We start from the raw sequence: 26,346 nt of genomic DNA, 5'->3' as shown, positions 1-26,346 counted from the left end.
ACATGACCCGCAATACTCTCGAACAGGAATACGACATCGTCGTGATCGGCGGCGGCACTGCCGGCCCGATGGCCGCGATCAAGGCCAAGGAAAAGAACAAGGAACTGCGCGTGCTGCTGGTCGACAAGGCCAACGTCAAGCGCAGCGGCGCGATCAGCATGGGCATGGACGGCCTGAACAACGCGATCATTCCCGGCCATTCGACGCCCGAGCAGTACACCAAGGAAATCACCATCGCCAACGACGGCATCGTCAATCAGGCGGCGGTATACGCCTACGCCACCCACAGCTTTGAAACCATCGAGCAGCTCGACCGCTGGGGCGTGAAGTTCGAGAAGGACGAGACCGGCGATTACGCGGTGAAGAAAGTCCACCACATGGGCGCCTACGTGCTGCCGATGCCCGAAGGGCACGACATCAAGAAAGTCCTGTATCGCCAGTTGAAGCGGGCGCGGGTGAGCATCACCAATCGACTGGTCTGCACCCGTTTGCTGACCGACGAGGAGGGCGCCGTCAACGGTGTGATGGGCTTCGATTGCCGCACCGCCGACTTCCATGTGATCAAAGCCAAGGCAGTGATTCTTGCCTGCGGCGCTGCCGGACGACTCGGTCTGCCGTCCTCGGGTTATCTGATGGGCACCTACGAAAACCCGACCAATGCCGGCGACGGTTACGCCATGGCGTATCACGCCGGGGCCGAACTGGCGAACCTCGAGTGCTTCCAGATCAACCCGCTGATCAAGGACTACAACGGGCCGGCCTGCGCCTACGTCACCGGCCCGCTGGGTGGCTACACCGCCAACAACAAGGGCGAACGCTTCATCGAGTGCGACTACTGGAGCGGGCAGATGATGTGGGAGTTCCACCAGGAACTGGAGAGCGGCAACGGCCCGGTGTTCCTCAAACTCGATCACCTGGCCGAGGAAACCATCCAGAACATCGAGGAAATCCTCCACAGCAACGAACGTCCAAGCCGCGGCCAGTTCCACGCCAATCGCGGCACCGACTACCGCACGCAGATGGTCGAGATGCACATCTCGGAAATCGGTTTTTGCAGCGGCCACTCGGCGTCCGGCGTGTGGGTCAACGAGCGGGCCGAAACGTCGGTGAAAGGTTTGTACTCGGCCGGTGACATGGCCGCCGTGCCGCACAACTACATGCTTGGCGCGTTCACTTACGGCTGGTTCGCGGGCAACAACGCGGCGGAGTTTGTCGCCGGGCGCGAGTTCTCTGCGCTGGATGCCGAGCAGATCGAGAAGGAAAAGACCCGGGTCTACGCACCGCTGGATCGCGAGCATGGTCTGCCGCCGGCGCAGGTCGAGTACAAGCTGCGGCGCTTCGTCAACGACTACCTGCAACCGCCGAAAGTGACCAAGAAGATGGAAATCGGCCTGCAACGCTTCAGCGACATCGAACGCGATCTCGACGAGATGAAGGCCAACAACGCCCACGAACTGATGCGCGCCATGGAAACCAGCGTGATTCGCGACTGCGCCGAAATGGCCGCCCGCGCTTCGCTGTTCCGCGCCGAAAGCCGCTGGGGCCTGTACCACTACCGCGTCGATCACCCGCAACGGGACGACCGCGAATGGTTCTGCCACTGCCACCTGAAGAAGGGCGAGGACGGGCGCATGACCAGTTTCAAGAAAGCCGTCGAGCCTTACATCATCCCGCTCGACGCCGAGGAAATGCAGGCTTACGACCGCCTTCGGGTCGGCGCTTTCGCCGCTTGATGCACCACTAGAGAGAGTCCGAACCATGGCCTATCAAGCCCAGGAAATCTTCTTCCGCTCCAACGCCCCCGTCACCGTGGACGAGGACAAATGCATAGCCGAAAAGGGCTGCACCGTGTGCGTCGACGTCTGCCCGATGGACCTGCTGGCGATCAACCCGGCCACGCAAAAGGCCTACATGGCCTTCGATGAATGCTGGTACTGCATGCCGTGCGAAAAGGACTGCCCGACCGGTGCGGTGAAAGTCGAAATCCCGTATCTGCTTCGCTAAAACGCTATCCGGCAACACCGGACGCCTGATTCAACACACCCCTCGTTTCCCACCGCGCCCTGATCGCGGCGGAGACGAACATCCTAAAAATGATTCGAGGGGATTCAACCATGTTGCGTGCAGCAATCGCCGGTCTGGTACTGGCTTCGTTCACCCTGTCGGCCTCGGCCGAAACCATCCGCATTGCCATCGGCACCCAGGACACCACCATCAACTGCGCCGCCGGCGGCCTGTTGATTCGCGAGCTGGGCCTGCTCGACAAATACCTGCCTCACGACGGCGCCTACAAAGACGCCAAGTACGACGTGCAGTGGAAGAACTTCACCAGCGGCGCACCGCTGACCAATGAGATGGTCGCCGGCAAACTCGACTTCGGCGCCATGGCCGATTTTCCCGGTGCGTTCAACGGCGTGGCGTTCGAAACCGCCGGCAAACACAGCCTGTTCATCAGCGTGTTGTCGGGCAGTATCAAGGGCAGCGGCAACGGCATCGTGGTGCCGAGCGCGTCCGGCGTGCAGTCGCTGAGTGAGCTCAAGGGCAAGACCATTTCCGTACCGTTTGCGTCCACTGCCCACGGCATGTTGCTGCGCGCCGTGGCGGAGCAGGGCTGGGATCCGCTCAAGGACGTGAACATCATTGCCCAGCCGCCAGAGGTTGCGGGCTCCGCGTTGCAGGCCGGCAAGATCGACGCCCACGCCGACTTCGTGCCGTTCGCCGAACTGTTCCCGAGCCGTGGCTTCGCCCGCAAGATCTACGACGGCGCCCAGGCCAATGCGCCGACCTTCCACGGTGCGCTGGTCGATCAGGCCTACGCGAAAAAGTACCCGGAAATCGTCGTCGCCTACCTGCGTGCGAGCATCGAGGCCAATCAACTGCTGGCCGCCGAACCCGAGAAATACAGCGAACTGATCGCCAAGGTGACTGGCGTCGATGCTGAGGTCAATTACCTGTTCCACGGCCCGCTGGGCGTACAGACCCGCGACCTGAGCTGGAAGCCGGAATATCGCCAGGCCGTGGGCACCGCCATCGACACGTTGAAGTTGCTGAAGAAGGCGGATCGCGGGCTCGATCTGAATACCTTTATTGACGATCAGTACATTCGTGCGGCGTTCAAGGCTTCGAATCTGGATTACACGGCGCAACTGGCCAGCTACGCGCAGACGCCATTGAAGTCTGTCGATGCGGTGACTGGAAAAGCTATCAGCGATTTCAGTCATGTCGCGGAAATCTGGGTGCGCGGCGAGGACAGGGTTCGGCGGTATGCCTCGGCTGAAGAGGCGTTCACCGCACTGGCGGGCCTGAAGTCGGAAGGCAAGAACATCCGGGCGGTGTATGCCCAGGCGAGTGACAGCGGGATCAAGTTGCTGGCGGAGCAGGCGTGGTTTGCCAGTGATGCGAAGGGGCGGCTCAGCGCGTTTTTGCTCAAGGGGCAGGCGCAGCAATTTGCTTCGGCGCAGGGCGGGAAGGTGTTTGACTTCACCGATGCCACGACCCAGGCCGTGGCTGCACGTTAACAGCAGATCAAAAGCTCCCCCTCACCCTAACCCTCTCCCGGAGGGAGAGGGGACTGACGGTGTTGTTCTGAAGAGTTACGCCGACCTGAGATATCGAGCCGAACTCAGGTTTGAAAATCATGAACATCTGCTCGTTCTCGAGTCGGGTACAGGTTTTGAAAGGCTTGAAGATCTGCCCCCTTTCCCCCTCGCCCCCTTGGGGGCGGTCCGACGTTTCGGGAGGGCTGGGGTGAGGGGGTTCGATCTCAGTCATCACACGGAATTCCGATCCATGAAAATCCCGAAAGCCCGCTGGACCACCAGAGCAACCTCCATAGCGTTCTGCCTGCTCTTCTGGCAACTAGCCGCCAGCCACCACTGGAACCTCGGCCTCGTCACCTTCGCCAACGTCCCGACCCCGCTGGCCGTGATCGAAGCCGCGCTCGGCCTCGGTGACTCCGGCAAGCTCATCCAGCACCTGAGCGCGAGCCTCGGCCGGGTCTTTGCCGGTTACCTCGCGGCGCTGGTGATCGGCATCGCCCTGGGCCTGGCCATCGGCCGTTCGAAGTGGGCCGAAGACCTGCTGCTGCCACCGCTGGAAGTGCTGCGCCCAATCCCCGCCGTGGCATGGATTCCACTGGCCATCCTGATGTTCCCATCCTCCGAACTGTCGATGGTCTTCATCACCTTCACCGGCGCGCTGTTCCCGATCCTGCTCAACACCGTGCACGGCGTCGAAGGCGTCGACCCGCGTCTGATCGCCTCGGCCAAAAGCCTCGGGGCAGGGCGTCGGGCGATCCTGCTGGAAGTGATCCTGCCAGGCGCCGCGCCGAGCATCATCACCGGCCTCGCGATCGGCATGGGCACGTCGTGGTTCTGTCTGGTGACCGCCGAAATGATCTCCGGCCAGTTCGGCATCGGTTACTACACCTGGGAGTCCTACACCATCCAGAACTACGCCGACATCGTGGTCGGCATGTTGCTGATCGGCGTGTTGGGCATGGGCAGCAGCCTGCTGATCAAACGCTTGGGCGGGCTGTTCACGCCCTGGCATCGACCACGAGGAAAAGCCTGATGAGCGTGATGCAAACCCCGGAAGGGCGGATCGATATCCGCCAGTTGTCCATCGTCCTCGGCGAAGGTCGGCAAGCGTTCGAAGCGGTGCAGGGGCTGGATTGCCAGATCGAGCCGGGCCAGTTCGTGTGCATTCTCGGCCCGTCCGGTTGCGGCAAGTCGACCTTGCTCGGTGCGCTGGCCGGGCATCTGCAACCCCATGGCGGACAGTTGAAAGTCGATGGCGCCGAAGTGTCCGGCCCGTCACCGCAGCGCGGCATGGTGTTTCAGCATCACACCCTGTTCCCGTGGCGCACGGTGCGCGACAACGTTGCCTTCGGCCTGAAGATGCGCGGCATCGGCAAGGTCGAGCGCCATCGCGCCGCCGATGAAATCCTCAAATTGGTCGGCCTCGAAGGTTTCGCCGAGCGCTGGCCCGATCAGCTTTCCGGCGGCATGCAGCAACGGGTGGAGATCGCCCGGGTGCTGGTCAATCGCCCTCGGCTGTTGCTGATGGACGAACCCTTCGGCGCACTGGACGCGCTGACCCGCCTGAACATGCAGGAACTGCTGCTGGATATCTGGACGCGGATTCGCACCACCGTGGTGTTCGTCACCCATGACATCGACGAAGCGCTGTTCCTCGCCGATCGCTTGCTGGTGATGAGCGCGCGGCCCGGGCGGATCATCGAAGACCTGCGCCTGGATTTCCCCCGGCCACGCACCACCGAACTGGTGACCAGCCACGAGTTTTCGCGCCTCAAGCGCCACTGCCTCGACCTGCTGCGCCACGACAACGACCGACCGCTGCCGCGCCTCAACCCGCTCGGCCTGCCTCCCGAAAACGCCTTGCCGAGATTTGCCCTGTGACTTCATTTTTTGCTGTGACCGATAACGACGACATTCTCGCCCTGCAACCACGCCTCACCGCTGATGACGCCGGTGTACGGCGGATTGCCCTGATCGATCTGGCCGACCTCGAAGAGCCGGACGGTCTGCTCTGGCTGGTCGAGCGCCTGGCCGAAGACCCCGCCGAAGAAGTGCGTGCCGAAGCGGCGCGTCTGTTGGAAGCCTGGGAAGACGAGCCGGTGGTTGAAGCGCTGTGCCAGGCGCTGACGGATCCGTCGCCGGCGGTGCAAGCCGCAGCGGCGCAGAGCCTGAGCCTGCTCAAGACCGAAGCGGCGGGCAGGGTGATTCTGCCGTGGACCAGCCATGCCGAAACCGGCGTGCGGATTGCCGCGTTCCGGGCCTTGCGCGAATTGCGTTTCCCCGGCGCTGCGCCGGCCGCCATTCAGGCGCTGAACGATGCCGACGCCAGTGTCCGTCGCGAAGCCGTCGGTGTGCTCGGCTGGCTCAAGCAACTCGACGCGTTGCCAGCCCTGGCCCGCCTGGCGAGTGATGACCCGGACACCGAAGTGCGCCGCGCCGCTACCGGCGCCCTGGGTCTGGCAAGTGACGCCGAAGTACTGCCCGCATTGCGTCAGGCCTTGCAGGACCAGGCCTGGCAAGTGCGCGAAGAAGCCGCGACCACCCTTGGCAAGGTCGGCCATACAGACGCGGGCCCGGCGCTGATCGAAGCCTTGGCCGACGACTACTGGCAGGTGCGCCTGCGCGCCACCCGCAGCCTCGGGCGCCTCAAGTACGTCGCTGCCCTCGACGCCCTGATCGACACCCTCGGTCATCGCATCAGCAACCTGCGCAAGGAAGCCGCGCTGGCCCTCGGCGAATTGAACGATCGTGGGGCGGTGGCGGCATTGCAGGCCGCGCAGGACGACGGCGACCCGGAAGTGCGCAAAGCCGTGCGGATTGCCTTGAGTCAGCTGCAATGAATCCGCTGTCGGTCGGCAATTCCCAAAGTGAACACCGGTTACGGCTGAGCTGGCCGGATGGCCGCGAGCAGTTGCTCGACCATGCCGAACTGCGCCGCCAGTGCCCGTGCTCGCAATGCCGGGCATTTCGCCTGCGGGGCTCGCCGCCCATGGTTGACCCGCGTGTGCGGGTCATCGAATTGAACGCTCAGGGTTACGGCCTGCAACTGGTGTTCAGCGATGGCCATCAGCGCGGGATTTACCCGTGGGCCTATCTGGCGCAGCTGGAGGGGATCACTGTCCCGCCGTCATCGCCGGCCGGCAGCCATGGAAAATATCCAGCCCCGGCTGATACAGCGACGTCCTGACTTCGAACAACCCCAGCACCGAATGGAACAGGTTGTCGTGGCTCAGATCCGGCTGGCTGCTTTTGCCTTGCAGGCAGCCACGGTCGATGCCCAGTTGCGCCAGGGTGTTGTTGCCGAACCACATCACCATCGGCACATGGGTCTGGGCTTCCGGCGCCAGCGCATAGGGCGCGGCGTGCAGGTAGAGGCCGTTCTCGCCCAGGGATTCGCCATGGTCGGACACGTACAGCATCGATGTATCGAGGTGGTCCTGATTGCGCTTGAGCAGCTCGATCACCTTGGCCAGGAAATGGTCGGTGTAGAGGATCGTGTTGTCGTAGACGTTGACCAGTTCGTCACGGCTGCAACTGCCCAACTGATTGGTGTGGCAGATCGGTTTGAAGCGCTCCATGTCCTTCGGATAGCGCTCGTAGTATTCCGGGCCGTGGCTGCCGTCGGCGTGCAGAACGATGATCGCGTTGCCCTTGAGGCTGTCGATGTAGCCTTGCAGGTCGGCCAGCAGCGCCTCGTCGAGGCAGTTGTTGCCGTCGCAGAACGGTCCCGGCTGATTCTTCGCGATGTCGCGGTTCGGCACGCGCAGGCAGGTGCCCTTGCAGTCGCTGTTGTTGTCCAGCCACAGCACCTGCACGCCGGCCCGTTGCAGGATGTCCAGCAGGCCTTCGTAGGTTTTGCCTTTCTTGTCGCTGTAGTCCTCGCGGGGGAACATCGAGAACATGCACGGCACCGACACCGCCGTCGAAGTGCCGCAGGAATGCACCTGGGTGAAATTGAGAATGTCGAGTTTGCTCAGCTCGGGGTTGGTCTCACGCTCATAGCCGTTGAGCGAGAAATGGTCGGCCCGGGCGGTTTCGCCGACCACGAACACCATCAGCGATTTCTTCTCGCGACCGGCTGCCTTGGCGCTCATTACCGCGTCTTCGCCGATGGCCTGCACCACGAAATGCTTTTTGATCCCCAGCCGCTGCTTGGTGTATTTGCTGATCGCGTAGATGTAGTTGGTCGGGTTGATGAAGTGGGTGAGCTTGTCTTCCTCGCGAAAGATCGGCGCGTAGGTCGAATAGAACGCGCCCACCGAAGCGCCGATCACCAGCACGCAGGCCGCGATCACCAGCACCTTGTTCAGCAAGCCCCGAAAGAACGGCCGATAAACCACCGGCCAGCGCCAGATCAGCACGGCCGGCAACACACCGAGCAACAACACGTAAGCCAGCAGTTTGCCGCTGAACAGCGCCGTGGCTTCCCCGGGATTGGTTTCGAACACGTTCTGGATCATCACCGTGTCGATGGTGATTCCGTATTCGTTCATGAAATACGCGGCGCAGGCGGAGAGCAGGGCCACCAGCGTGAGCGCCGGTTTCAGCGTGCAGCGAAACGACACCAGCGTCAGCAGCAGCGTGATCGCCGCCCAGAGAAACAGCCCGAAGGACGCGAAGAACGCCAGTTTGTGCGCGCCTTGCAGGGTGATCAGCGTTCCCAGCGCCTTCCAGGTCGCCAGGTTGTACAGCGCCACCAGTGCCAGCGAAAACAGCAGCACCAGGCGGGTCGGAGTGATGGACGGTAAACGCAGTCCTTTGCCCAAAGCCATTTCGATACTTTCCTCTACGTCAGTCGAAAACCCGTACGGTTACGCGCGTAACTGTAGAAGAACATTGGTAAAAATTCCGTAAACATCCGGTAACAAAATCACGGTAATTGCAAAAAAATGTGGGCGCCAGCAGGCCGGCTCCCACGGGGGAATTGCGGTGGGTCAGAAGGATTTGCTGACGCTGGCGACGACCGTCGCCGTGCACACGTCCTTGAAGCCCCAACTGCTCAGGCACTGGCTCTGCGAGAGATCGGTGTCGATGTAGCTCAGGCCCAGTACCACGCCGGCCAGGTTGTGGGTCAGTTTGACTTCCCACTCCCGGTAGGACTCTTCGCTGTGGCCGGATCCCGAGTACATGTGCGGGTCCTTGAAGTCCATGTTGCCGTAGCGCAGCTTCAGCCCGGAATCCAACGGCAATTCGGTTTCATAGCCGATGTAGCTGTAGAGCGAACTCTGTTTGCTGTCGATACCCGGCGCGTCACTGGAGTAATAGGCCGCGAGTTTCACGCCGTAGGCGCTGAGAATCGAATACACCTCGCTCTGGTTGAACTGGCTCTCCTTGGGATACGCGTATTTGATGTAGCCCAGATCCAGACTCACAGCCTCGGTCGCCTGCCACAGCCAGCCGGCGTAGTAATCGACTTCCTGACGGGTTTTCAGGCCGCCGCCGAAATCGACGTTCGAGCTCCACGCGCCGAGATACAAGCCGTTGCTGTGGGCCAGGGTCAGACCGGCCTGTACGGCCGGATCGTTCTGGGTCTGGGAGATGCCGCGGGTGCGGTAGTCGCTGGCCAGGGTCAGGTCGACCAGCACCGCGAAATCATCGCTCAATGGGATCGCGTGGCTGCTCAAGGGCAGCAGGCTCAAGGAAGTGAGGGCGAACAGGGGCAATGCTTTCATGTGAAGTCCCGTTGTTGTGGTTGTTATGGGCAGGAAGCGGGCAAGGCTGCGCCGGACCCCGGCGACGGGCGCGGGGTCGGGCAGCGGATACGGCGATTGTTATTAGAGGGTAGGGGCGTAGACCTGACGGCCGGCGAACCAGGTTTGCAGGACCTGAGTGTCATGCAGGGCCTTGTCGTCGACGCTGAACACGTCGCGATCGAGCACGATGAAATCGGCCTGTTTGCCGGGGCTCAGCGAGCCGATCTGCTTTTCCAGGCCGATGGTTCGCGCGGCGTTGGCGGTGTAGGCGTAGAACATGGTTTCGCGGTCCAGGCGTTCGTCGGCGTTGAGCACGCCCAGCGGCCCGGTGCGGGTGATGGCCTGGGCCATGGCGTTCCACGGGTTCGGCGAGGACACCGGCCAGTCGCTGGCGCCGGCAATCGTCGCGCCTTGCTTGAGCAGCGAATGCGCCGGGTATTGATAGCGGAAAGCGAGGGCGCTGACGTAAGGCTTGATCATGTCGGTGGTGTAGTCGTCGGCGCTGGCCCACAGCAGTTGCATCGAGGCAATCACGTTCAACGGCTTGAAGCGGGCGAACTCCTTCGGGTTGACCATTTGCAGGTGCGTGATCGAGTGCGTTACGCCGCTCTGCCGGTCCTTGCGCGCCTGGGCGATGCCGTTCAGGGATTCGCGCACCGCGCGGTCGCCGATGGCGTGGATGTGCACCAGCCAGCCGCGCTGGTCGATGGCGCTGACCAGTTCGCCGAAGTGCTGCGGATCGATCAGCAGTTCGCCCTGTTTGTGCGAGTTGCTGTAGGGATCGATCATCGCCGCGCTCTGGGCCGGGTATTCGATCACGCCGTCAGCGAAGATCTTGATCCCCGGCAGCGTCAGGTTGGGGATGCCCTGAAACTGCCGGCGCACTTTGTCGAGGGTGTCGAGGTCGGCCGGGACGCTTTTCGGGTTGGCCACCAGCAGCGCGGCAACGTGGGCGGTCATGCCGCCGCTGTCCGACAGGGCTTTATAGGCCGGCAGCACGCCGACGGTTTTCTCGGTGGGCTTGAGGGCGAACACCGGCTCGCCCGGCGCGGCGTTGGCGGCGGGGTCCATCCACGCGGTGATGCCGAGGCTGTTGTTGAAGCGCACCGCCGATTGCGCGGCCTTGAGCATGTCGGCCGGGCTCGGCACTGGCATTTTCGAGGCGACCCGATCCCAGCCGGCGTCGACCACAAAGCCGTTCGGTTCACCGTTGGGCAGTTTGCCGATGGTGTCTTTTTCTGCGTCCGGCAGGGTTTTCAGCAGCGCGGCGTCGATGCCCGCACGCTTGAGCATGACGTTGTTGGCCCATGCGGTGTGGTGATCGCTGCCGGTGAACACCACTGGCACGTCGGCCCATTCGCCGTTATTGAAGATTTTGCCCAATGCCTCAGCCGTGGCCCAATACGCCGAGCTCATGCCGGCCACGCTCAACACATCGCCATGCCGGGCCTTGCCGTCGTCACGCCAGCCGCGCAGGCGTTTTTCCAGTTCATCCAGACCGACCACGTCGTCTTCCATGTTCGCCGAGACCATTTCCAGTCCGCCGAAAATCGCGTGGGAATGGCTGTCGATCAGGCCGGGCATCAGCGCCTGGCCTTTCAGGTCGATGACCTGGGTGCCGGGCTCGATCAAGGCCTTGATCTGCGCATCTGTGCCGACTTTCAGCACCTTGCCGTTCTCCACGGCCAGCGCCTGAACCTTCGGTTGGGCGCGGTCGGCGGTGAAAATCTTGCCGTTGAGCAGCACCAGATCGGTGGCGGCCATGGCTTCCATCGAGGCAAAACTCACAGCGGCGATCAGCAGATTTTTTGTGAAATGCGGGATGAATCTTTTCATTGAACATTTCCTTGTTATTGCGTCTGATGGCCAGATTAGTGGCTGCCAACGCCCGACAGAACGCCTCCCTCACGAAAAACGTTTTTGCCTGAATGGAAAAAGCATGGACAAGTTGGGTGCATTGAAAATGTTCGTGGTCACCGCGCAGCTCGGCAGTTTCAGCCGCGCTGCCGAGCAACTGGGCAAGACCCCGTCGGCCCTGACCAAAGCGGTCAATCATCTGGAATCTGAACTTGGGGCGCGGCTGTTCGAGCGCAGCACGCGGCGGATTCTGCTGACCGAAATCGGCCGGCTCTATCTGGAAACCGCACGCCAGGTGCTGCAACGGCTGGACGAGGCCAGCGAAGAAATCGAGCAGTTGCAGCACGGTCTGCGCGGCAGCCTGAAAATCACCGCACCGCTGGCTTACGGCCGGGCGTTTCTCGATCAGGTGTGTGACGGCTTTTTGCAGCAATACCCGCAGATCAGCCTGCAAGTGGATTTGTGCGACGAATTCGTCAATCTGCTGGAAAGCGGCTACGACCTGGCGTTGCGCGAGGGGCATGACGACTTGCCGGGGCTGATCGCCCGGGTGGTCGGCAGCAATCGCCTGGCGCTGTGCGGCAGCCCCGAATACCTGGCGCGCAAGGGCTTGCCGGTGACGCCGCAAACCCTCGATCAGCATGAATGGCTGCTGTATCGGCATCCGTTGCTCAGCCGCGAATTCTGGTGGGCCGAACGCGACGGCCAGCGCCTGAGCCTGGCGCAACCGGCGGCGCCGCTGTTGCGCAGTGACAATTACGATTTGCTGCTGGCCAGCGCCCTGGCCGGGCGCGGCTTGCTGCACACGCCATTGTGGAGCGCTGCGCCGTACATCGCCGCCGGGCGACTGGTGCGGGTCATGGCTGATTACGAGATCGACCCGGACAGCTTCGGCCCGCACATTCTGGCGGTGTACCCGAGCCATCGGCGGGCTACGGCCAAGGTTGTGGCGTTTATCGACTACATCGCGGGGTTTCTGGCGGAGCGCGGTTTGAGCTGACTGGCGGTGCTTGTCAGGAAATTCCCACAAGAGTACAAATGTACTCCATGACGACTCTGACTCCCCGCCGTACCGCCATCCTGACCTTTATCCGCGAACGCATCGCCGAACACGGTCAGCCTCCAAGCCTCGCTGAAATCAGCGAGGCTTTTGGTTTTGCCTCCCGCAGCGTGGCGCGCAAGCATGTGCTGGCGCTCACCGAAGCCGGGTTCATCGAGGTCAATCCACATCAGGCCCGGGGCATTCGTTTGCTCGGGCAACCTGCGCGGCCGGAATTGCTCGAAGTCCCGGTACTCGGCCGGGTGGCCGCCGGTGCGCCCATCGGTGCCGATGCCGACCTGCACAATCGGCTGATTCTTGATCCCGCGCTGTTCTCCCGCACGCCCGACTACATGCTGCGAGTGCAGGGCGATTCGATGATCGAGGACGGGATTCTCGACGGCGATCTGGTCGGCGTGCGGCGCAACCCCGAAGCGCTTAACGGTCAGATCGTGGTGGCGCGACTCGACGGCGAGGTCACCATCAAACGCTTCGAACGGATCGGCGATGAGGTTCGCCTGTTGCCGCGCAACCCGGCGTATCAGCCGATTGTGGTGCGGGCCGATCAGGACCTGGCCATCGAAGGGGTGTTCTGCGGTCTGGTGAGGCAAGGCTGATGGGTGCCGTCGTTGCGCTGGATACGCTGTTCAACGGCGGCCAGGTCTGGAAGGGCCGGCCTGCGCCACCCGCCGCCAGCCCGCAACCCACCGGGCACGCCGCGCTGGACGCCGCCTTGCCCAGTGGCGGCTGGCCGGAAGCGGCGCTGAGCGAAATCCTGCTGGCCGGGCCCGGTGTCGGTGAGTTGCAACTGGTGTGGCCGACGTTGGCGCGGCTGTCGGCGGCGGGCGAGCGCATCGTGCTGGTGGCGCCGCCGTTCGTGCCATACCCGCAGGCCTGGGCCAATGCCGGGGTCGATCTGCGCCAGTTGTCGGTGATTCAGGCCAGCGAACGCGATGCCTTGTGGGCGGCGGAGCAATGCCTGCGCTCGGGCAGTTGCGGCGCGGTGCTGTGCTGGCCGCACAAGGCAGATGACCGCGCCTTGCGCCGTTTGCAGGTGGCGGCGGAAACCGGCCAGACCCTGGCGTTCGCGTGGCGACCCTTGAGCGAGGCGGTCAACCCGTCGCCGGCCGCGTTGCGGATTGCCATCGATGCGCGCCCGGCGCAGTTGCGCGTGCTCAAGTGCCGGGGCGGACTGGCGCGCAGCGCACCGATTGCCTTCACCGTGGGGCATTGAGGTCGCCATGCGCTGGGTTTGCATTCTGTTCCCGCAATTGGCCCTCGACGCCGTGCTGCGTCAGCGCCCCGATCCCGAGCAACCGCTGGCGCTGCTCAGCGGCCCGGCCCAGCGGCGCGTGCTGCAAGCGGTCAACCCGGCGGCGCGGGCACTGGGTTTGCGTCCGGGGCAGTCGATGACCGCCGCGCAGGCCATGAGCAAAGGGTTCGCCACCGTCGATTACGATTCGGCCGAGGTCGAGCACTGGCAGCAGTTTCTCGCCGCCTGGGCCTATCGTTTCAGCGCCCAGGTCAGCGTGCACTACCCGCGCACCGTGGTGTTCGAGATCGAATCGAGCCTTGGGCTGTTCGGTTCCTGGGCGCAGTTCGAGGCGCGGTTGCGTACCGAGCTGACAGAGCTGGGCTTTCGTCACCGCATCGTCGCCGCGCCCAATCCGGTGGCGGCGCGGGTGTTGGCCAACGCCTACGACGGATTGGTGGTGCCCGACGGTGAAGCCCTGCGCCACCACCTCGGGCAATTGCCGGTCGACCGCATCGGCCTTGAACCGAGCGTGGCCACGGCGCTGTCGCGCATGGGCCTGCGTAACCTCCATCAGGTGCAGAACCTGCCGCGTCAGGCCCTGGCCCGGCGTTTCGAGGCGCCGATGCTCAAGCACCTGGACACGCTGTTCGGCGCACGGCCGCTGGCGCTGGCGTTCTACCTGCCGCCGGATCGTTTCGACGTGCGCATCGAACTCAATTTCGACGTGCAGTCCCATCAGGCGCTGCTGTTTCCCTTGCGCCGCCTGACGTCCGATCTGGCGGCGTTTTTGTGCGGACGCGACAGCGGCGTGCAGCGCTTCGATCTGCACCTTGAACACGCGGGGTTGCCGGACACGCTGATCAAGGTCGGCCTGCTCAGCGCCGAGCGCGATCCGGCGATGCTCTTTGAACTGGCCCGTGGCCGACTGGAGCAGGTGCAGGTCGAGGCCCCGGTGCGCGGCTTTCGTCTGCGCGCCGAAGACTTGCCGAGTTTCGTGCCGCAGTTTCAGGAGCTGTTCGACGACCGCCCGCAGCAGACCTTGCCTTGGGAGCAATTGCGCGAACGCCTGCGCGCGCGACTGGGGGATGAGGCGGTGCAAGGCCTGCGTTTTCAGGCCGATCATCGACCGGAGTGCGCATGGCAGAACGCCGACGACAAACAGCGCTGCCCTGCATTGCCGGGCGTGCAGCGTCCGGGCTGGTTGTTGGGCGAACCGCAGTCCGTGCCCGAAAGTTCGGCGCGCATCCTCATGGGCCCGGAGCGTATCGAGTCCGGCTGGTGGGACGGTGACGACGTGCGCCGCGACTATTACCTGATCCAGAACCGCGCCGGCCAGCAAGGCTGGGCGTACCGGGCTGTGGGTGAGGGCGGTCCGTTGTGGCTGCAGGGCTGGTTCGCGTGAATCAGGGTTACGCCGAACTGCACTGCCTGTCGAATTTCAGTTTCCAGCGCGGCGCGTCCAGTGCGCTGGAGCTGTTTCAGCGGGCGAAAAAACACGGCTATCAGGCGCTGGCGATCACCGATGAATGCACCCTCGCCGGGATCGTTCGTGCCTGGCAAGCGGCCAAATCCGTGGAGCTGCCGCTGATTATCGGCAGCGAAGTTCGCATCGAGAACGGCCCGAAACTGGTGTTGCTGGTGGAGAACATCGAGGGTTATCAGGCCCTGTGCGGTTTGATTACCCAAGCCCGACGGCGTACCCAAAAAGGCCAGTATCAAGTGCTGCGCGAGGATTTCAGCGAACCGTTGCCGGGATTGCTGGTGCTGTGGGTGCCGGATGCGGTCGATGAGGTGGAAGAGGGCCGCTGGCTGAAGCAGACCTTCGGTGAACGGCTGTGGCTGGCGGTGCAGTTGCATCGCGGGCAGAACGATCAGCAACGGCTGGCCGCACTGCTGAGTCTGGCGGATGAACTGCAGATTCCAGCCGTGGCCAGCGGCGATGTGCACATGCATGCCCGAGGCCGGCGGGCCTTGCAGGACACCATGACCGCGATCCGCCATCACGTTCCAGTGGCCGAAGCCGGGTTACGCCTGCACCCCAACGGCGAGCGGCATGTGCGCAGCCTTGATGTGTTGAGCGAGTTGTATCCGCAGGCCTTGCTGGACGAGTCGGTGAAACTGGCTCGCCGCTGCACCTTCGACCTGAGCGAGTTGCGCTATCAATACCCCAAAGAGCTGGTGCCCGAGGAACACAGCGCCAGTTCCTGGCTGCGCCACCTGACCGAAGAGGGCATCGCCTGGCGCTGGCCGCAAGGCGCACAGCCCAAGGTGCTCAAGCAGATCGACGATGAGCTGGAGCTGATCGCCGAGCTCTGCTACGAAAGCTACTTCCTCACCGTGCACGATGTGGTGCGCTTCGCCCGGGAGCAGAAGATCCTCTGCCAGGGCCGGGGTTCGGCGGCCAACTCGGCGGTGTGTTTCGCCTTGGGCATCACCGAAATCGACCCGGATCGCACCACGCTGCTGTTCGAGCGTTTCATGTCGAGGGAGCGCAACGAGCCGCCGGACATCGACGTGGATTTCGAGCACGAACGCCGCGAAGAAGTCCTGCAATACGTGTTCCATCGTTATGGCCGCCGTCGTGCGGCGCTGACGGCGGTGGTCAGCACTTACCACGCTTCCGGCGCGATCCGCGATGTGGCCAAGGCGCTGGGGCTGCCGCCGGACCAGATCAATGCGCTGGCCGACTGCTGCGGTCACTGGAGCGATGAAACCCCGCCCGTGGAGCGCCTGCGCGAAGGCGGTTTCGACCCCGAAAGTCCGCTGCTGCACCGGGTGTTGAGCCTGACCGGGCAACTGATCGGCTTCCCCCGGCACCTGTCGCAGCACCCCGGTGGTTTCGTGATATCCGAGCAACCGCTGGACACGCTGGTGCCGGTGGAAAACGCCGCCATGGCCGACCGCACCATCATCCAGTGGGACAAGGACGATCTCGATGCCGTCGGGTTGCTCAAGGTGGATATCCTCGCCCTTGGCATGCTCAGCGCGATCCGCCGCTGTTTCGACCTGCTGCGCCGTCATCGCCATCAGGACCTGAGCCTGGCGACCATCCCGCCTGAGGATCGGCCGACCTACGACATGATCAGCCGCGCCGACACCATCGGCGTGTTCCAGATCGAATCCCGGGCGCAGATGTCGATGCTGCCGCGCCTGCGCCCGCAAACCTTCTACGACCTGGTGATCGAGGTGGCCATCGTCCGGCCGGGGCCGATCCAGGGTGGGATGGTCCATCCGTACCTGCGCCGCCGGAACCAGGAAGAAGAGGAAACCTATCCGTCCCCGGAGCTGGAAGTGGTGCTCAAGCGCACTCTCGGCGTGCCGCTGTTTCAGGAACAGGTGATGCAGATCGCGATTGTCGCCGCCGATTACAGTCCCGGCGAGGCCGACCAGTTGCGCCGTTCCATGGCCGCGTGGAAACGCCACGGCGGGCTGGAGCCGCACAAGGAACGGCTGGCTGCGGGCATGAAGAAAAACGGCTACAGCCCGGAATTCGCCGCGCAGATTTTCGAGCAGATCAAGGGCTTCGGCAGCTACGGTTTCCCTGAATCCCACGCCGCCAGTTTTGCCTTGCTGACCTATGCCAGTTGCTGGCTCAAGTGCCACGAACCGGCGGCGTTCGCCTGTGCGCTGATCAACAGCTGGCCGATGGGTTTCTACAGCCCGGATCAGATTCTTCAGGATGCGCGTCGGCATCATTTGCAGATCCGCCCGGTGGACGTGCGCGCCAGTGACTGGGATTGCAGCCTGGAGCCGATTGCCGGCGAGCAACCGGCCATCCGCATGGGCCTGCGGATGATCAAGGGCTTTCGCGAGGAGGATGCCCGGAGCATTGAAAAGGCTCGAGCGAGGGGCGCGTTTGCCGACGTCGCCGATCTGGGCGAACGGGCCGGGCTCGACAGTCGTGCCCAGGCATTGCTGGCGGACGCCGGCGCGCTGCGTGGCCTGGCCGGTCACCGCCATCGGGCACGCTGGGAAGTGGCCGGGGTGCAGAAACAGCTTGGGTTGTTTGCCGGGTTGCCGAGTCAGGAAGAGCCGGATGTGCTGCTGCCGACACCGAGCGTCAGCGAAGACCTGTTCACCGATTACGCCACCCTCGGCACCACGCTGGGGCCGCACCCGTTGACGTTATTGCGCGACGAGTTGCGGGCACGGCGCTGCCGTAGCTCCCGGGAGTTGCTGGACGTCGAGCATGGCCGGCCGGTCAGCGTCGCGGGTCTGGTGACCGGGCGCCAGCGACCGGGTACCGCCAGTGGTGTGACCTTCGTGACCCTGGAAGACGAGTTCGGCAACGTCAACGTGGTGGTCTGGCGCGATCTGGCCGAGCGTCAGCGTCAGGTGCTGGTGGGCTCGCAATTGCTCAAGGTCGATGGCCGCTGGGAGCGTGAAGGCGAGGTGCGGCATCTGATCGCCGGACGCTTGAGTGACCTTAGCTCGCTGCTCAACGGAATTCGGGTGCAAAGCCGCGATTTCCACTGACACGCCGTAGTGATCGTTCCCACGTCGAGGCGTCGAACCGTCCGCGTGGGAACGATCGGCAGAGGACGGCTGCTAACCGATTTGCAAGCCAATTCACTGACGTCAAAAAAACCTGTCCTCACTGATGGCACTTTGGCATAATGCCGCCCCTTTCCCGATCCCCCACAACATCACCGTGCGGGGACACATCGAATTTCAGAAGGAATGCACAGTGAGAATGATCTCCCGGATGTTGGTCTCGGGCGTTGCGATTGCCGTTCTCGGCACCCTGGCCGGCTCGCTTTCCGGTTGCGCCACCGAAAGCTCCCGCGCATTGCCGGTGGCCAAGGTGGAAAGCGCCTCCCGGGCCTGGTCCGGTGTGCGTATCCCGATGGCCGTGGGCAAGTTCGACAACCGTTCGAGCTACATGCGCGGGATCTTCTCCGATGGCGTCGACCGTCTCGGCGGCCAGGCCAAGACCATCCTGATCACTCACTTGCAGCAGACCAACCGTTTCTCCGTGCTCGATCGCGACAACATGGGCGAAATCCAGCAGGAAGCGGCGATCAAGGGCCAGGCCCAGCGTCTGAAAGGCGCCGATTACGTGGTCACCGGTGACGTCACCGAGTTCGGCCGCAAAGAGACCGGCGATCATCAACTGTTCGGCATTCTTGGCCGTGGCAAGACCCAGGTCGCCTACGCTAAGGTCAACCTGAACATCGTCAACATCAGTACCTCCGAAGTGGTGTATTCGACCCAGGGCGCCGGCGAGTACGCCTTGTCCAACCGCGAAATCATCGGCTTCGGCGGCACCGCTGCCTACGACTCCACCCTCAACGGCAAAGTCCTCGATCTGGCCATGCGCGAGGCGATCAATCGTCTGGTCGATGGCATGAACGCCGGTGCCTGGAAACCGGGCAACTGATAGACGCCCATTGCAAGGAGCAACACACCATGAATCTGTCCCTGTCCCGGTCGCTGATGGCCCTGACTGCTGGCGCCTTGCTGGCCGGTTGCAGCAGCCCGCAAACCCTGTACCAGTGGGAAGGCTACCAGCCACAAGTCTACGAATACTTCAAAAGCGAAACGCCGAAAGAAGCCCAGGCCGAAGCGCTGGAAGCCGATCTGCAAAAGATCCGCGCCAGCGGCAAGCCGGTACCGCCGGGTTACCACGCTCATCTCGGTCTGCTGTACCTGAGCATGGGCAAGGACGATCAGATGGTGCAGCAGCTGCGCACCGAGAAGACCCTGTTCCCCGAGTCCGGCACCTACATGGATTTTCTGCTTAAAAACGCCAAGACCGGAGATGCCCAATGATCTCCCGTGCCTTGAAACTGCTGGCCGCAGGCCTGGCGCTGACCGTTCTCGGTGGCTGCGTTGCACCGAAGACCGTGGACTATTCGGCGTACAAGCAAGCGCGGCCGAAATCCATTCTGGTGCTGCCGCCGCTGAACACCTCGCCGGACGTCAAGGCGTCTTACAGCCTGTTGTCGCAAGTGACGTTCCCGCTGGCTGAAGCCGGTTACTACGTGCTGCCGATCACGTTGGTCGACGAAACGTTCCGCCAGAACGGCCTGACCACGCCGGATGACATCCATGCGGCGCCGGCCAACAAGCTGCAGGAAATCTTCGGTGCCGACGCGGCGCTGTACATCACCGTCAGCGAATACGGCACGCGCTACATGGTGATTAGCAGCGAAACTGCCGTCACCGCCAGCGCCAAGCTGGTCGACCTGAAAACCGGCGTCACCCTGTGGACCGGTGCGGCCCGGGCGTCGAGCGAGGAAGGCAACAACAGCAATGCCGGCGGGCTGATCGGCATGCTGATCACCGCGGCGGTGAAGCAGATCATCAACAGCTCCACCGATGCCGGCTACCCGATTGCCGGTGTGGCCAGCAATCGACTGCTGTCGGCCGGTCATCCGGCGGGCCTGCTGTACGGGCCACGGTCGCCGAAGTACGGCACTGACTGAAACCCAGGCTGCTGATCGTTTCCACGCTCTGCGTGGGAATGCCGCCATGGACGCTCCGCGTCCACTGTGACGCAGAGCGTCACGGTATGCATTCCCACGCGGAGCGTGGGAACGATCAGCACGGCGGCCCACCTCGGTGGGCCGTTTTTTTATTTGGCGGGCCAGAACCGCTCGCCGCCCCCCGGTGCCTCTGTCCACGCTTGCAACGAGCGGGTCGGCAAATCGAAGTAATCCCGGGTCCGCGCATAACCATGGCCGCCCATGCGCCCGATCGCATCCAGCCCCAATTGATCGATGTACAGGGTTTTCGGGTCGATCAACTCGTCGCGCACATGCGCCATCAACACCTCGCCAAAAATGATCTCCCGTGACTGACCGATGTTCAGCGCCATCATCCGCCGACATTCCAGCGCCACGGGTGCTTCGCCGATTCGTGGGCATTTGACCGAGGTGCCGGGAATCGCTGTCAGACCCGCTGCGGTCAACTCATCGAAGCCCGGCGCGAACGGCACGGCGCAGACGTTCATGGCTTCCACCAATGCATCGCTGACGATGTTGACGGTGAATTCCTGATTCATCTGGATATTGCGCGTGGTGTCTTTGGGGCTCTGGTCGCCGTAGTTCTCGACGCCGAGCGCGAGAATGGGCGGGTCCGCCGACAGCGCATTGAAGAAGCTGAACGGCGCGGCGTTGACCCGGCCTTCGGCGTCGATGGTGGTGACCAGTGCAATCGGGCGCGGGACCACGCTGCCGATCAGAATCTTGTATTTTTCCCGTGGACTCAGTTGGCTGAAGTCGAAGCTGTGCATGGCAGTGTTCTCTAAAGAAGTGGATCGATGGCGCTCAACGGCGCTTCGGCGCTGTAGTCGTCGGCGAACGGAATGGCCGGCTGGAACAGGGTTTTCCAGTCCGGTCGGCCAAAGGCCCGGTCGCTGTGGCTGCGCATCAGTTTTTCGTATTGGCGCTGGGCCTGGCGTTGCAGAGTGGGGTAGTCGACGCCGTTGACCTGACCGTCGTGCATCACGCAGCGACCGTCGATGTAACTGGCGATGCAGTCGTCGCCGCGCCCGGCCAGCAGCAGGTTTTTCAGTGGATCGAACAGTGGGCCCAGGTGCAGACCGCGCAGGTTGAAAACGGTGATATCCGCTTTGGCGCCGGGGGCCAGGCGACCGAGGTCGTCGCGGCCCAACGCCTTGGCGCCGCCGAGGGTCGCGGCGTTGTACAGATCGAGGCTGCTGGTCAGTGCCGAGCCGCCCTCCATCAACCGGGCAATGTTCAGACCGTGGCGCATGTTGGCCAGCAAATCCGCCGGCCAGGTGTCGGTGCCGAGGGCGAAATTGATGCCCTTGGCGCCATAGCGGCCGAACGAATTCAGTGCTTCGCCATCGCGGGCGAACACCAGTGGGCAGTGCACCAGACTGGCGCCGCCGTCGATGACCCGTTGCAGATCGTCATCGCCCGAGGTGTAGATGCCGTGGGGCAACAGGCTGCGCGGGTTGAGCAAGTCCAGCTGCTGCAACCAGCCCAGCGGCGTGGTGCCGCGCAACTGTTCGACCATCGCCACCTCACCCAGCGCCTGACAGCAATGCAGACGCATCGGCGCGTTCAGCTCGCGGCTCAAGGCGGACGTGCGCTGAAGCAGCGCCGGGGTGCAGGTCTGAATGCGATCCGGCAGCAGCGCACCGCGAATCAACCCGGCGTGGGCACCATCAAAATCCTTGAAAAACCGTTCGGCCGCGTCCAGCCCGGCCAAGCCTCGAGCCTCATCCCAGTGGTGGGCGAGGGTGCCGTCGGCGCGCCAGTAACTCATGCCGCTCATGTAGCAGGGGCCGAGGTACGTGCGCAGGCCCAGCTCGCCCGCCACATCGGCCACAGCGGCGAACTCGTCGTAGGTCTCCGCCCATTCGCGGTAGTACATCGAGGTAATCGGCATCGCCGTGGTGATGCCGTTGCGGATCAGCTGGGTGAAGGCGTAGCGGTATTTGAAGACTTCTTCTTCGGGGCTGAACGACTCACGCGGGCCGGCCGCCAGATACTCCGCCGACCACATCCGGCCCATCGCGCGCTCGTCGCCGTTGTCCAGGGTCAGTACCGTGGAGTCGAGATCGCCGAGGGCATCCAGGTCGATGAAACCGGGGCCGATCAGCGCATTGCCGTAGTCGATCCACTGATCCACCGGCCCTTGGTATCCGCGCCCGACAAATTCGATACGCGATCCGCTGAATACCACTTCACCGTCACGCCACAGCACATGCTGCGTGCCGTCGAAGCCGACCACGCAACCGGCCTTCAGGCCGATCCGTTTCACAGACGGCTGCCCAGCAGACGACCGCCGCTGGCGATCAGTTCGCCGCCGCGATAGACCTGGCGCACAGGGCGCGAAACCACGGCTTCACCGAGGGTTTCGACCGGCATCAGCAGAAAATCCGCAGGCTTGCCGATGGCGAAGCCGTAATCCTCGATCCCCAATGCGCGCGCACCGTTCACAGTCGCGGCGTCGAACGCCGCCGCCAGTTCATCGTCCTTGCCCAGGTCGAAACGGAACGCCAGCAGCATCGCCCGTTCCAGCATGTCGCCGTTGCCCATCGGCGACCACGCATCACGAATGCCGTCGGAGCCCAGACAAACGTTGACCTCGGCCTCACGCAACGCCATAAACGGCGGAACCGCGCAATCGGCCGGTGCCGAACTCATCAGCGAAATCCCCAGCGCCGCGAGGCGTTCGGCAACAGGTTTGACCTGGCTCCACGGCAGCATGCCGAGGCAATAGGCGTGGCTGATCATCACCCGGTTCTGCAGGTTGAAACGCTCGGTGTAATCGGCGATCCGGGCGATCTGCCACAGGCCCAGTTCTCCTTTGTCGTGCAGGTGAATGTCGACGCCACGCTGGAATTCGCTTGCCAGTTTGAACACGAAATCCAGCTGCGCGATCGGGTCGTTGTCGATGCCGCACGGGTCGAGCCCGCCGACGTTTTCCACGCCCAGGGCCATGGCTTCGCGCATCAGTTCGGCGGTGCCGGGGCGGCTGATCAGGCCGGTTTGCGGGAACACCACCAGTTGCAGGTCGATCAGGTCGTTGTAGGTTTCGCGCAGTTGTTGCATGGCCTCGACGTGGCGCAGGCCGAATTCCGGGTCGATGTCGACGTGGCAACGCATGGTCAGCGAACCCCGGGCGATGCAGTTTTCCAGCAGCGCGCCGGCGCGTTCGGCGATCGGCGCTTTGACTTCACGCAGGACGCGGCGCTCGTTGCTGATGTAGTCCTTGAGCGTCGGGCCGGCGCTGTTCGGGCGCCAGGGTTGGCCGTACAGGGTCTTGTCGAGGTGGACGTGGCTTTCCACCAGCGGCGCGGTCAGGAGCTGGTTCTGGCCGTCGATGTCGGTGGCGGCCAGCGGGGTGCTGGAGGCCGGGCGGCGTCGGGTGAACTTGCCGTTTTCGATCAGCAGGTCTTCGGCGGGGGCGCCGTAGGGGCGGATGTTTCTGAGCCAGCGGGGGTGGGACATGGGAACCTCGGTGTTCTTTGAAATTTTTTCCCTCACCCTAGCCCTCTCCCTGAGGGAGAGGGGACCGAATGAAGGATATTGAAGAGCTACGCCGACCTGAATGAACGGCTCTGAATCCATAATCGACCAGGTCTTTCAGGTCGGCGGACAGCGCAAGACAACTCGGTCAGTCCCCTCTCCCTCCGGGAGAGGGCTAGGGTGAGGGGGCTTTCAAGTCGATCTGGGAGTCGCGCGCTCAGATAAAACCAGCGATCCACGATCAACCCTTAAGCTTCGACCAGATCCGATCCTGCAGCTCCCGCGCCTTGTTGCTGCATTCCTTCTCCGGCCGCAGCCGCGAGGCGTATTCCTCGGGCATGTTGATCGCGTCCATGACCTTCCATTTCGCATCCATCAACTGATCGCTCTGAATCCCGTTGGCATAGGCGATCGCGTTGGACACGGCCGCTGCGTTCTCGGGTTTCATCATCCAGTCGATAAAGATCTTCGCGTTGCCCGGATGCGGCGCGCTTTTCGGTACGGCGAAGTTGTCCTGGAACATTGCCAGGCCTTCTTTCGGGTACACGTATTTGATCGTGCTCTTCTGCAACGTGGCGCGGGCTGTCGAGCCGTTCCAGTTCTGCATCATGATCACTTCGCCCGAGGCCATGCGGTCGACGGTGTTGTCGGAGCTGTACATCTTCAAAAACGGTTTCTGCTTTTGCAGCAGTTCGAGGATGCGTTTGGCGTCCTGCGGGTTTTCCGTGCATTCGTCGACGTTCAGGTAATGGCTGGCGGCGTTGATCACGCTGCTGGAAGTGTCGAGGGCGGCGAGCTGGCCTTGCAGTTCCTTGCGCGGTTCGAAGAATTCTTTCCACGAATCATCGAGCTTGCCGCCCGGCACCCGGGCGCTGTCATAGGAAAACCCGGTGGTGCCCCACAGATACGGCGCCGAAAACTTGCGGCCCGGGTCGAAGCTCGGATCGCGGAACGGGCCTTTGACGTACTGGAAGTTGTTCAGGCTCGGGGCGTCGATTTCCAGCAGCAGATCCTGCTTGATCAGCGTCTGCATGATCGACTGCGACGGCACGATCACGTCATACGCCGCGCCGCCGGCCTGCAACTTGGCGAGCAGGGTTTCGTTGCTGTCATAGCCGTCCATGGTGACCTTGATCCCTGTCTCCTTTTCGAACTTGGCCAGCAGGTCCACCGGGTAGTAATCGGTCCAGTTGTAGAAGAACAATTGCTTGGGCTCGGCCGCGTGGGCGCTGAACGCGGTGAAACAACTCAGGGCCAGACCGGAAATAGCCAAACGCATGCTTTTGGTTTTCATGAACAGAGCGCTCCAGGTTTATTGTTGTTTGCCGCGTTGGCCAAGCCAGAAGGCCAGCACCACGAGCACGATGGAAATCACCAGCATCAGCGTCGAGATCGCGTTGATCTCGGGCGTCACGCCGGCCTTGATCGCCGAGAAGATGTACACCGGCAACGTGGTCGAACCGGGCCCGGCGACGAAGAAGGTCATGATGAAATCGTCGAGGCTGACCACGAACGCCAGCACCGAACCGGACAACACCGCCGGCCACAGCAGCGGCAAGGTCACGCGGCGGAACACCTGCCACGGGTTGGCGTACAGATCGTTGGCGGCCTCCAGCAGGCTCTTGTCCAGATCGTTGAGCCGTGCGCGGATCGGCAGGTAGGCGAACGGAATGCAGAAGCCGATGTGCGCGACGATCACCGTCATCAGCCCGAGCTTGATCCCCAGCGCCATGAACAGCAGCAGGGTGGCCACGGCGGTGACGATCTCCGGCAGGATCAACGGCAGGTTGATCCCGCCTTCGACCATTTTCTGTCCGTAGAACGGCCGGTAAGTCGCCAGCGCCGCCAGCAGTGCAATCGCCGTGGCGCACACGGTGGCGATGGTGGCAACGATGATTGAGTTCAGCGCCGCGGTCTGAATCGACGGGTTGGCCAGGATCCGCCCGTACCAGGCGAACGAGAACTCGGTCCACACCGTCGCCGAGCGGTTGGCGTTGAAGCTGTAGGCGATCAACACCAGGATCGGCACGTACAGGTAGGCGAGAATCAGCAGGCTGATTTCCCGGGTCGCCGGGAGTTTTTTCAGGTGCAGAGAGATCATGCTTTCGCTCCCCGGTTCAGGGTTTTCGCCGCGCTGCGGCTGTAGAGGGCGTAGAGCACCAGCGACAACAGCAGAATCCCCAGCAACAGGAACGACAGCGAACTGCCCAGCGGCCAGTTGCGCGCGGTGCCGAATTGCTGCTGGATCAGGTTGCCGATCATCAGGGTCTTGCCGCCGCCAAGGATCGCCGGGGTGATGAAGGCGCCGAGGCTCGGCACGAACACCAGCAACGCGCCGGCAATCACCCCGGGCATTGACAGCGGCAGGATGATCCGGCGCAGCGCATGCCAGCGGTTGGCGCCCAGGTCATAGGCGGCTTCCACCAGACGCCAGTCGAGTTTTTCCAGGGTCGAGTAGATCGGCAGGATCATGAACGGCAGAAAGCTGTAGACCAGACCGACGCTGACCGCGAAGTCGTTGTAGAGCAGGGTGATGCCACCGGCGCTCGGAAACAGCGCGTTGAGGCTCTGGGCGACCCAGCCCTGTTCGCGCAGGATGATCAGCCACGCGTAGTTGCGGATCAGCAGGTTGGTCCAGAACGGAATGGTGATGAGCAACACCATCAGATTGCGTCGGCGCGGAGTCAGGCTCGACATCCACAGCGCCACCGGAAATCCGAACAGAAAGCACAGCACCGTGGTGCCGCCGGCCTGGAACACCGAGCGCAACAGCGCCTGGGCGTAGACCCAGTTCAGCTCCAGTTCGCCGTCGAAACCTTCCTGGAAAAACAGCTGCACGTAACTCTGCAGTTGCCATTGGGCCTGCCAGTCAACGCCGCCGTAGGTGTTGCGCGGCAGCAGGCTGATGTAACCCATGATCCCCAGCGGAATGGCGATCAGGGCGAGCAGGGTCAACACCACCGGGCTGAGCAACAGCGCGCGGTTGAGGGAGGGGGAAGTGCTGCTGACGCTCATC

Annotated in this window: 24 protein-coding genes and 1 pseudogene; 15 read left to right on the top strand and 10 right to left on the bottom strand. The window is 63.1% G+C overall.

Translation table 11 applies throughout. The features are described 5' to 3' along the window. Positions 1 to 2 precede the first annotated feature (2 nt). The 3 genes from EIY71_RS17125 (at position 3) to EIY71_RS17115 (ending at position 3,518) form a co-directional block, all read left to right on the top strand. Positions 3 to 1,733 carry a fumarate reductase/succinate dehydrogenase flavoprotein subunit gene (locus EIY71_RS17125; RefSeq protein ID WP_102718864.1) on the top strand — a complete coding sequence of 577 codons (1,731 nt, stop codon included), beginning with the start codon at positions 3 to 5 and terminating at the stop codon, positions 1,731 to 1,733. A gap of 25 nt (positions 1,734 to 1,758) precedes the next feature. After that, a complete protein-coding gene (locus EIY71_RS17120) occupies positions 1,759 to 2,004 on the top strand; it encodes a ferredoxin family protein (protein WP_007959413.1) in 246 nt (81 codons plus the stop codon). A 110-nt stretch (positions 2,005 to 2,114) separates the two neighbouring features. Then, positions 2,115 to 3,518, top strand: a complete 1,404-nt coding sequence (locus EIY71_RS17115) for an ABC transporter substrate-binding protein (RefSeq protein WP_102718865.1) — start codon at positions 2,115 to 2,117, stop codon at positions 3,516 to 3,518. Between the two features lie 7 nt (positions 3,519 to 3,525). Here the strand turns inward: EIY71_RS17115 and EIY71_RS17110 are convergent, their stop codons facing one another. Next, entirely contained in the window at positions 3,526 to 3,771 is a 246-nt protein-coding gene (locus EIY71_RS17110) for a hypothetical protein (RefSeq protein ID WP_134022420.1), read from the bottom strand. 18 nt (positions 3,772 to 3,789) lie between these two features. Between EIY71_RS17110 and EIY71_RS17105 the strand changes: the two genes are divergently transcribed. From EIY71_RS17105 to EIY71_RS17090, 4 genes and pseudogenes are all read left to right on the top strand, one after another. After that, positions 3,790 to 4,572 (top strand): ABC transporter permease, encoded by a 783-nt coding sequence (locus EIY71_RS17105; RefSeq protein ID WP_041475308.1) that lies wholly within the window; start codon positions 3,790 to 3,792, stop codon positions 4,570 to 4,572. Next, positions 4,572 to 5,420, top strand: coding sequence for an ABC transporter ATP-binding protein (locus EIY71_RS17100; RefSeq protein ID WP_134022418.1), 849 nt, complete (start codon positions 4,572 to 4,574; stop codon positions 5,418 to 5,420). The genes EIY71_RS17105 and EIY71_RS17100 overlap by 1 nt, the downstream gene beginning before the upstream one ends. After that, positions 5,417 to 6,379: a HEAT repeat domain-containing protein gene (locus EIY71_RS17095; RefSeq protein WP_134022416.1), complete on the top strand. Its 963-nt coding sequence runs from the start codon at positions 5,417 to 5,419 to the stop codon at positions 6,377 to 6,379. The genes EIY71_RS17100 and EIY71_RS17095 overlap by 4 nt, the downstream gene beginning before the upstream one ends. Beyond that, positions 6,376 to 6,645 (top strand): annotated as a pseudogene (locus EIY71_RS17090) (DUF971 domain-containing protein); the annotation flags it as partial. The gene EIY71_RS17095 and the pseudogene EIY71_RS17090, both read left to right, overlap by 4 nt. A gap of 7 nt (positions 6,646 to 6,652) precedes the next feature. On the opposite strand, the gene EIY71_RS17085 reads toward EIY71_RS17090, so the two are convergent. The 3 genes from EIY71_RS17085 to EIY71_RS17075 form a co-directional block, all read right to left on the bottom strand. Continuing rightward, entirely contained in the window at positions 6,653 to 8,311 is a 1,659-nt protein-coding gene (locus tag EIY71_RS17085) for a phosphoethanolamine transferase (RefSeq protein WP_134022414.1), read from the bottom strand. 162 nt (positions 8,312 to 8,473) lie between these two features. Beyond that, on the bottom strand, positions 8,474 to 9,211 hold the full coding sequence (locus tag EIY71_RS17080) for a TorF family putative porin (RefSeq protein WP_134022412.1): 738 nt from the start codon (positions 9,209 to 9,211) through the stop codon (positions 8,474 to 8,476). Positions 9,212 to 9,313: 102 nt separating this feature from the next. Further along, entirely contained in the window at positions 9,314 to 11,068 is a 1,755-nt protein-coding gene (locus tag EIY71_RS17075; protein ID WP_134022410.1) for an amidohydrolase, read from the bottom strand. A gap of 103 nt (positions 11,069 to 11,171) precedes the next feature. Between EIY71_RS17075 and EIY71_RS17070 the strand changes: the two genes are divergently transcribed. The 8 genes from EIY71_RS17070 to EIY71_RS17035 all read left to right on the top strand — a co-directional run bounded on the left by EIY71_RS17070 (position 11,172) and on the right by EIY71_RS17035 (position 19,811). Next, on the top strand, positions 11,172 to 12,089 hold the full coding sequence (locus EIY71_RS17070; RefSeq protein WP_134022408.1) for a LysR family transcriptional regulator: 918 nt from the start codon (positions 11,172 to 11,174) through the stop codon (positions 12,087 to 12,089). Between the two features lie 38 nt (positions 12,090 to 12,127). Then, positions 12,128 to 12,745: a transcriptional repressor LexA gene (lexA, locus tag EIY71_RS17065; RefSeq protein WP_134022406.1), complete on the top strand. Its 618-nt coding sequence runs from the start codon at positions 12,128 to 12,130 to the stop codon at positions 12,743 to 12,745. Further along, positions 12,745 to 13,362 carry a translesion DNA synthesis-associated protein ImuA gene (imuA, locus tag EIY71_RS17060; protein WP_011334534.1) on the top strand — a complete coding sequence of 206 codons (618 nt, stop codon included), beginning with the start codon at positions 12,745 to 12,747 and terminating at the stop codon, positions 13,360 to 13,362. The genes lexA and imuA overlap by 1 nt, the downstream gene beginning before the upstream one ends. 7 nt (positions 13,363 to 13,369) lie before the next feature. Then, positions 13,370 to 14,785, top strand: coding sequence for a DNA polymerase Y family protein (locus EIY71_RS17055; RefSeq protein ID WP_134022404.1), 1,416 nt, complete (start codon positions 13,370 to 13,372; stop codon positions 14,783 to 14,785). Continuing rightward, positions 14,761 to 17,859 (top strand): error-prone DNA polymerase, encoded by a 3,099-nt coding sequence (locus EIY71_RS17050; RefSeq protein ID WP_218568797.1) that lies wholly within the window; start codon positions 14,761 to 14,763, stop codon positions 17,857 to 17,859. The genes EIY71_RS17055 and EIY71_RS17050 overlap by 25 nt, the downstream gene beginning before the upstream one ends. Before the next feature lie 217 nt (positions 17,860 to 18,076). Continuing rightward, positions 18,077 to 18,763, top strand: a complete 687-nt coding sequence (locus tag EIY71_RS17045) for a CsgG/HfaB family protein (RefSeq protein ID WP_166673433.1) — start codon at positions 18,077 to 18,079, stop codon at positions 18,761 to 18,763. 29 nt (positions 18,764 to 18,792) lie between these two features. After that, positions 18,793 to 19,155, top strand: a complete 363-nt coding sequence (locus EIY71_RS17040; protein ID WP_007959442.1) for a DUF4810 domain-containing protein — start codon at positions 18,793 to 18,795, stop codon at positions 19,153 to 19,155. Next, the gene (locus EIY71_RS17035; RefSeq protein ID WP_007959444.1) at positions 19,152 to 19,811 is read left to right on the top strand and encodes a DUF799 domain-containing protein; all 660 of its coding nucleotides are present in this window, start codon (positions 19,152 to 19,154) and stop codon (positions 19,809 to 19,811) included. Before EIY71_RS17040 ends, EIY71_RS17035 begins: the two co-directional genes overlap by 4 nt. 149 nt (positions 19,812 to 19,960) lie before the next feature. On the opposite strand, the gene EIY71_RS17030 is transcribed toward EIY71_RS17035, so the two are convergent. The 6 genes from EIY71_RS17030 to EIY71_RS17005 form a co-directional block, all read right to left on the bottom strand. Beyond that, entirely contained in the window at positions 19,961 to 20,620 is a 660-nt protein-coding gene (locus EIY71_RS17030; RefSeq protein WP_085745460.1) for a flavin reductase family protein, read from the bottom strand. 11 nt (positions 20,621 to 20,631) lie between these two features. Beyond that, positions 20,632 to 22,119 carry an amidohydrolase family protein gene (locus EIY71_RS17025; protein ID WP_134022400.1) on the bottom strand — a complete coding sequence of 496 codons (1,488 nt, stop codon included), beginning with the start codon at positions 22,117 to 22,119 and terminating at the stop codon, positions 20,632 to 20,634. Next, a complete protein-coding gene (locus EIY71_RS17020; RefSeq protein WP_134022398.1) occupies positions 22,116 to 23,312 on the bottom strand; it encodes an amidohydrolase family protein in 1,197 nt (398 codons plus the stop codon). The genes EIY71_RS17025 and EIY71_RS17020 overlap by 4 nt, the downstream gene beginning before the upstream one ends. 259 nt (positions 23,313 to 23,571) lie before the next feature. Next, complete coding sequence (locus EIY71_RS17015; RefSeq protein ID WP_134022396.1) at positions 23,572 to 24,624, bottom strand: extracellular solute-binding protein; 1,053 nt, start codon at positions 24,622 to 24,624, stop codon at positions 23,572 to 23,574. 18 nt (positions 24,625 to 24,642) lie between these two features. Continuing rightward, positions 24,643 to 25,431 (bottom strand): ABC transporter permease, encoded by a 789-nt coding sequence (locus EIY71_RS17010; RefSeq protein WP_064597101.1) that lies wholly within the window; start codon positions 25,429 to 25,431, stop codon positions 24,643 to 24,645. Beyond that, entirely contained in the window at positions 25,428 to 26,345 is a 918-nt protein-coding gene (locus EIY71_RS17005; protein ID WP_007959454.1) for an ABC transporter permease, read from the bottom strand. The genes EIY71_RS17010 and EIY71_RS17005 overlap by 4 nt, the downstream gene beginning before the upstream one ends. Position 26,346: the final 1 nt, after the last annotated feature.

Origin of the sequence: Pseudomonas sp. CH235 (genome assembly GCF_004368175.1) — a bacterium.
GTDB lineage: Bacteria > Pseudomonadota > Gammaproteobacteria > Pseudomonadales > Pseudomonadaceae > Aquipseudomonas > Aquipseudomonas paraglycinae.
The sequence above is the reverse complement of the archived record's forward strand: the minus strand, read 5'-3'. Positions and strand labels throughout refer to the sequence as shown.